Source organism: Pseudomonadota bacterium (assembly GCA_034660915.1).
Lineage (GTDB): Bacteria > Desulfobacterota > Anaeroferrophillalia > Anaeroferrophillales > Anaeroferrophillaceae > DQWO01.
Map to the genome: position 1 here is coordinate 1 of JAYEKE010000027.1, position 5,653 is coordinate 5,653.

Here is a 5,653-nt window from a genome sequence, read left to right on the forward strand (position 1 = left end):
GTTCCGGGCCAGGGAAGTGTTGATGACAGTGACAAGCTCATTATTCCCCTTTCAGAAAGTTTTCGGAAAATTGAGTTCGCGAATGAAAATTTGGGTTTTCTGATTGGCAGAATAAGTGAGGAGCATGGAGAAAGATCATCTTGTGATCCGAGATCACTATTGGAAAGGGTTTTGGATCAAGCCGAAGCAGAATTTGGTTTATCTTTTCTTGCCAGTCCTGAGCATGAATTCTTTTTACTGACCGACGATGAATTCAGTACTGATCTCCATAGCGACAAAGCCGGGTATTTTTATGCCGGCCCGCAAGATAAAGGGGAGTTTACGCGCCGTAAAATTGTCCAGACCCTGGGAAATAGCGGCATTCATTTTGAAAAAATGCACCATGAGGTAACCCCATCACAACATGAAATTAATCTTGCACCTCTTGACCCACTGAGTGTTGCTGATAGAACTGTTCTTTTTACCTACGTGGCCCATCGAGTCGCATATGAGAATGATTTGCACGCGACTTTCATGCCGAAACCATTCAATGGTCAGAATCGAAGCGCTCTCCACATTCATCTGTCCGCTCAGGATAAAGAAGGCAAGCCTGTATTTTACGACCATGCGGCTGAAAATAATCTCAGCCAAACCGCAAAATATTTTATTGGCGGGATCCTCAAATATGCCCGGGAAACGTCGATTATTATGGCGGCAACCTTTAATTCCTATAAAGCTTATATTCCCGGCAGGGAAGCTCCGGTGGTCAGGGGCTGGGGCTACAAAAATCGCAGCTCAATGATCAGGGTTCCTTATACAATAGATCCTAAGGAAAAACGCTTTGAGATTCGCTCCCCGGATCCGGCGGGCAATATATATCTGCAAATGGCGACTTTGATCGGTATGGGACTGGAAGGACTCAGACAAAAAACAGCTTGCGGCAAACCTGATATAGGGAGCAATTATAAGAAGAGAAGTTCTCACTTATGGGATAATCAGTTCCTCCCCAAAAGTATGTTTGAAGCCCTTGTCGAAGCTGAAAAAAGTAAATTTTTAAAATCTTTTCTCGGTAGTCCCTTGTACGAGCAATACATGGCTTTAAAAACTGAAGAGTGGGAAGCATACCGTACCTATGTTACCCCTCGGGAACATAGAAAAAATTTGAGTACTTAAGGCGATCTTCAACCACGTTCAGTTTGCAGCCAAGTTCTGGTAAATCAATGATTAATGGAGGAAAATTGCATTGCAGAATTCTTATGATATTTCCCAATTGCGGGATGTGGTGCCAAAATTGTTTGCCTCAGATGACGAGAGCACTAATGATCTGGAAAATTGGCGGGCTGATCTTTTAACTCTGCTTGATGAACTGGCCAATGAGGCCCTGGGTCGACAATCTTCGGCTCGACTGGATCTGGCGCATCAGATAAATCGATCCGCCTCCATTTTACGAACCTTTTTTTCACCTCATTCGGAGGAGAAAAGCGGCTTTTCTGTAGTCCAGGCCCTATTTGATATTACTCACAACGTTGAGCGCCAGGATTTACAACCGGCTTTTTATGCCGAGCTTATTTTTTTGTTTAAAGGGTTGTGCGGCTACAAAACCGGCCCTGAGACTCTCGTCAAAGACGATCATGGGGAGACTGATCTTGAAGGACGCGAAGCGGCGATTTTACGTTCTCAACAATTAGATGCTATGATGCTCAGGGCTGAGAGTTTCATGTCGCGTTACAGTGACGGCCTGGAACCGGATACCGTGCTTCGTCGCCACCAGCGCCAAAACCAGATAAAAAAATACTTTGGGGCCAGCGATGCCCAGTGGCAGGATTGGCGCTGGCAGATTCAGCATATTGTTCAGGACGCCGAGACCCTCAGCAAACTGGTGACTTTGACCCCGGAGCAAGTTGCGGCCGTTGATCGGGCCCGGCGTCATCGTCTCCCGTTTGGAGTAACGCCCCACTATCTTTCCTTGATGGACGATGAAGATCTTGATTTGCGCAGAGATGCGGCAGTCAGAGCTCAGGTATTGCCGCCGCCGGAGTATGTTGAAGAGGTAGTTAATACACGACAAACGCAAGGTGATTTTTCTGATCTTGATTTCATGCTGGAAGAGGATACTTCGCCGATCGATCTTATTACCAGGCGTTATCCAGCCATATGTATTTTCAAGCCTTTTAATACCTGCCCGCAAATTTGTGTCTATTGTCAGCGTAATTGGGAGATTGAAGACGCCATGGCGGCTGACGCCCTGGCATCGCCGAAGAAGATCGAAACCGCGGTTAAATGGATTGCCGAACACCCGGCGATTCGTGAAGTCTTGATAACCGGTGGTGATCCGCTGGCCATGGAAGATGAACTGGTCGAACGTATAGTCGGTATGGTCGCCGCCATTCCCACGGTTGAGCGTATCCGTATCGGAACCCGGACCCTGGTAACCATGCCGATGCGAATTACAGACCGTCTGGCTGCCTTTTTGGGCTCCCTGCGACGGCCGGGACAGCGTGAAGTTGTGGTAGTTACCCATATTGAGAACAGTTACGAGTTGACTCCTGAGGTTGTGGGTGCTATTGAGCGGCTCAAACGTCAGGGTATCGGGGTATACAACCAGCTGGTCTACACATTTTTTGTCTCACGCCGTTTCGAGGCTGCTTCTTTACGTCGCCGTCTGCGTTTGCTTGGTGTTGATCCCTATTACAGTTTTAATACCAAGGGCAAAGAAGAAACCATCGACTACCGGGTACCGATTGCCCGCCTGCTCCAGGAGCAAACCGAAGAAGCTCGAGTTTCTCCCGGCATCGAACGTACCGACGAGGCCGTTTTCAATGTTCCGGGACAGGGTAAAAGTTATATTCGCTCAACCCGTCAACGCCATCTGATCGGGTTGACCGCCGATGGCTCACGAATCTATGAGTTCTATCCCTGGGAAGATGATATTGTTAAGATTTCACCAACTCCCTACATATACAAGGATGTGCCGATTCTGGATTATCTTAAGAGGCTGGCGGCAATCGGGGAGAAGATGGAAGATTATCAAACAATATGGTCGTATAATTAAATGTAACTTGAAGTTTTTTTAACCTTGCCAGCAATACTGAAAGAGGAATAAATGGCCGAAGAATGGATTGAGCAAATAAAAGATCAAGTTAACACAGTTGCGAAGCTGGAAAAATATATTAACATCTCTGAAGATGAACTGGAGGCAATCAATACTTTAAACACCAAGTGGGGGGCAACCCCTTATTTTGCCTCTTTAATGGATCGGGATGATCCCTCTTGTCCGATTCGGAGACAGATAGTTCCATCCCTAAAAGAGCAAATTAATAAATACGGGATGAAAGATTACCTGGTCTGGAAAGAGAATCGCTCCACCGCTGAAGTTCGCCCGGATTGTATCGCCCGCCAGTACCATGATCGGATTGCTTTTACGGTTACCGACATTTGCGCGACTTATTGTCGCCACTGCTTTCGCAAAGAATTGGTTGTTGATAAAACTTTAGAATTGCGTTTTGATGTAGAAGATGGACTTGTCTGGATCAGCGAACATACGGAAATCCGCGACGTCCTGATTACGGGTGGCGATCCCTTACTTTTTTCAGATGATAAATTGGAATACCTGGTCGCCAGGCTCCGTGAAATTCCGCATGTAGAAATGATCCGTATCGGCTCCCGGCTGCCGATAGTTCTCCCCCAGCGGATTACAGCTGGATTAAAAAAAGCTGTCGGCGGTTTTCACCAAGTTCCTGTCTGGCTTAATACCCAATGTAACCACCCGAAAGAGATTACCGAAAAAACCGAAAAAGCGGTTTACGAATTATTGAGCTGTGGTATTAATGTGGGAAATCAGGCGGTATTGTTGAAGGGGATCAATGATGACGTGGATACCTTCAAAGAATTGCACCAGAAATTGCTTCGTACTCGTATTCGACCCTATTATGTATTTTATTGCGAACCGGCTCCGGGGATGGACCATTTTCGGACGCCGGTGGAAAAAGGGGCGGAGTTGATCCGTGATGCCATACGTGGCCACACCAGCGGCCTGGCGCAACCAATGTATGTGCTGGCAACTAATATCGGCAAGATTCCATTAATGCCGGATTACTACATTGTAGAGCATAATGAAAAAGAATATACCTTACGAAACTATAAAAACGAAATTACTAAAATTCCTAATATACCTGGATAAAATCAGTAAACTTTGCCGTTGCCCCCCGCGCGACAGGGTCAAATTTTGACAAAGTCTGTTGCTGATCCTTAGCAAAAACTAATCATTACGCCTTTGTCAAGAAATGACTCCAACCCCGCATGCTTTTCACTTCAATGCCCCAAAATTAATTTTTAATTGAGGCGACATCAATCCTCCTGTTACCCACCTGTTTGTATGTGATCATCCAAACACCTCCTTAACGATAACTTGGATAATCTATTTCCTGTTATCCGGGAAATAATTGACGTTCATCAGATGAGGGGCACTTTTTTTGTATACTCCCAAAGAACATCTGATAAACCTTTAATTTTCAGCGGGTTAGGGTATTCAATATCTCCCGGCGGTCCATATAAGAGGATACAATGTACAAAAAACATATACATCCGGACGAAATAAAGTAAATTCTCTTTTCCCCAATTATAACATAAAAACAAGTAAATTCAAGAGGTTATATAATAGTAAGAGATTTATTTTCCTGTTGGAACGGTTTATGCTTCCTGTATATTGTATAAAAAATATAGAGCAGAGACATTGAAACCTTTTGGAGATTCAAGGAGGTGAGAACAATGAGAAATACACTACGTATCGCCGCATTGGTTACCATCCTGAATGCAAATACAGTTTTTGCCGCGAGCAACGCTGGCGTTGGGGGTGAGGGGCTCGGCCTTATCGGATGGATTTTCATCGGATTTATGGCTGTTATCATTACCTTTCAGTTGATTCCCGCCATGATAATGTTTAGGTCCATTCTAGTGGCTATTTTTGGGAAGGCAGGGAACGATGAGAGAGTTACGGCCCATGGAGAGGCCGACAAAACCTGATTGGATGGGCTACCGGGGTATTGCTAGAAAAAGCGGAGGGGGGAACCATGCAGCTTCTTCTTATAGCTGACAGGGATGAGGAGACTCGCAGGCGGATCGCCGGGTATTTCAGCGGCAGCGAATACAGTGTCATCGAAGCGGATTCCGTGGATGTTGTTTTGCGTGATGTCCTGAAAAAAGAGGCCAGGGTCATTCTGTTGGGAAGCGAGTTCGACGGGTTATCGGCAATGGAAATGATCCCCCTCTTAAAGAAATGTAACCAGAACTTGACCATTATCTTTATATCAAATGAAGAGTCTCTCCCTCTTATCCGCAGACTTCGTCAAGAGGGGATATTCTATCATGCCTTAAAGCCTGTAAACGGTGATGACAGGGAGGAAATCAGACAGGTGGTTTACTGTGCATTTCATAACTCAACGGACAGAAGGATGTCCAAAAAAGGTTCTGCCGGGGAACTCCAGTCGGGAGATGACCCAGGGGTAGAACGAAAAGGAAAAGGAGGATTAAAAATGAAAACGACTATCGCAACAATCTTTTTGGTTCTGGCGGCCATCAGCCCGGCATTTGCGGCGGAGACCGTGGTGGTTTACAAGAGCGGGATTCTCGTCCTTGTTTTTGTTGGTGTCTGCGCGTTGATCGTTGTGGCCCAGCT

5 protein-coding genes are annotated in these 5,653 nt (G+C 45.9%); all 5 read left to right on the forward strand.

Annotation, left to right across the window (positions count from 1 at the left end):
- Positions 1-1,152 (forward strand): glutamine synthetase (locus tag U9P07_01380; GenBank protein MEA2108057.1); only part of this gene is annotated, 1,152 nt, incomplete at its 5' end.
- A gap of 70 nt (positions 1,153-1,222) precedes the next feature.
- On the forward strand, positions 1,223-3,031 hold the full coding sequence (locus U9P07_01385) for a KamA family radical SAM protein (protein ID MEA2108058.1): 1,809 nt from the start codon (positions 1,223-1,225) through the stop codon (positions 3,029-3,031).
- 51 nt (positions 3,032-3,082) lie between these two features.
- Entirely contained in the window at positions 3,083-4,159 is a 1,077-nt protein-coding gene (locus U9P07_01390) for a KamA family radical SAM protein (GenBank protein ID MEA2108059.1), read from the forward strand.
- A gap of 587 nt (positions 4,160-4,746) precedes the next feature.
- Complete coding sequence (locus U9P07_01395) at positions 4,747-5,001, forward strand: hypothetical protein (GenBank protein ID MEA2108060.1); 255 nt, start codon at positions 4,747-4,749, stop codon at positions 4,999-5,001.
- A 20-nt stretch (positions 5,002-5,021) separates the two neighbouring features.
- A partial coding sequence (locus U9P07_01400) for a response regulator (protein ID MEA2108061.1) occupies positions 5,022-5,653 on the forward strand: 632 nt, incomplete at its 3' end.

What these genes read in the sequence shown, in the direction of transcription:
- U9P07_01395 (MEA2108060.1), top strand. Translation starts at nt 4,747, where the DNA reads ATGAGAAATACACTACGTATCGCCGCATTGGTTACCATCCTGAATGCA.
- U9P07_01390 (MEA2108059.1), top strand. Translation starts at nt 3,083, where the DNA reads ATGGCCGAAGAATGGATTGAGCAAATAAAAGATCAAGTTAACACAGTT.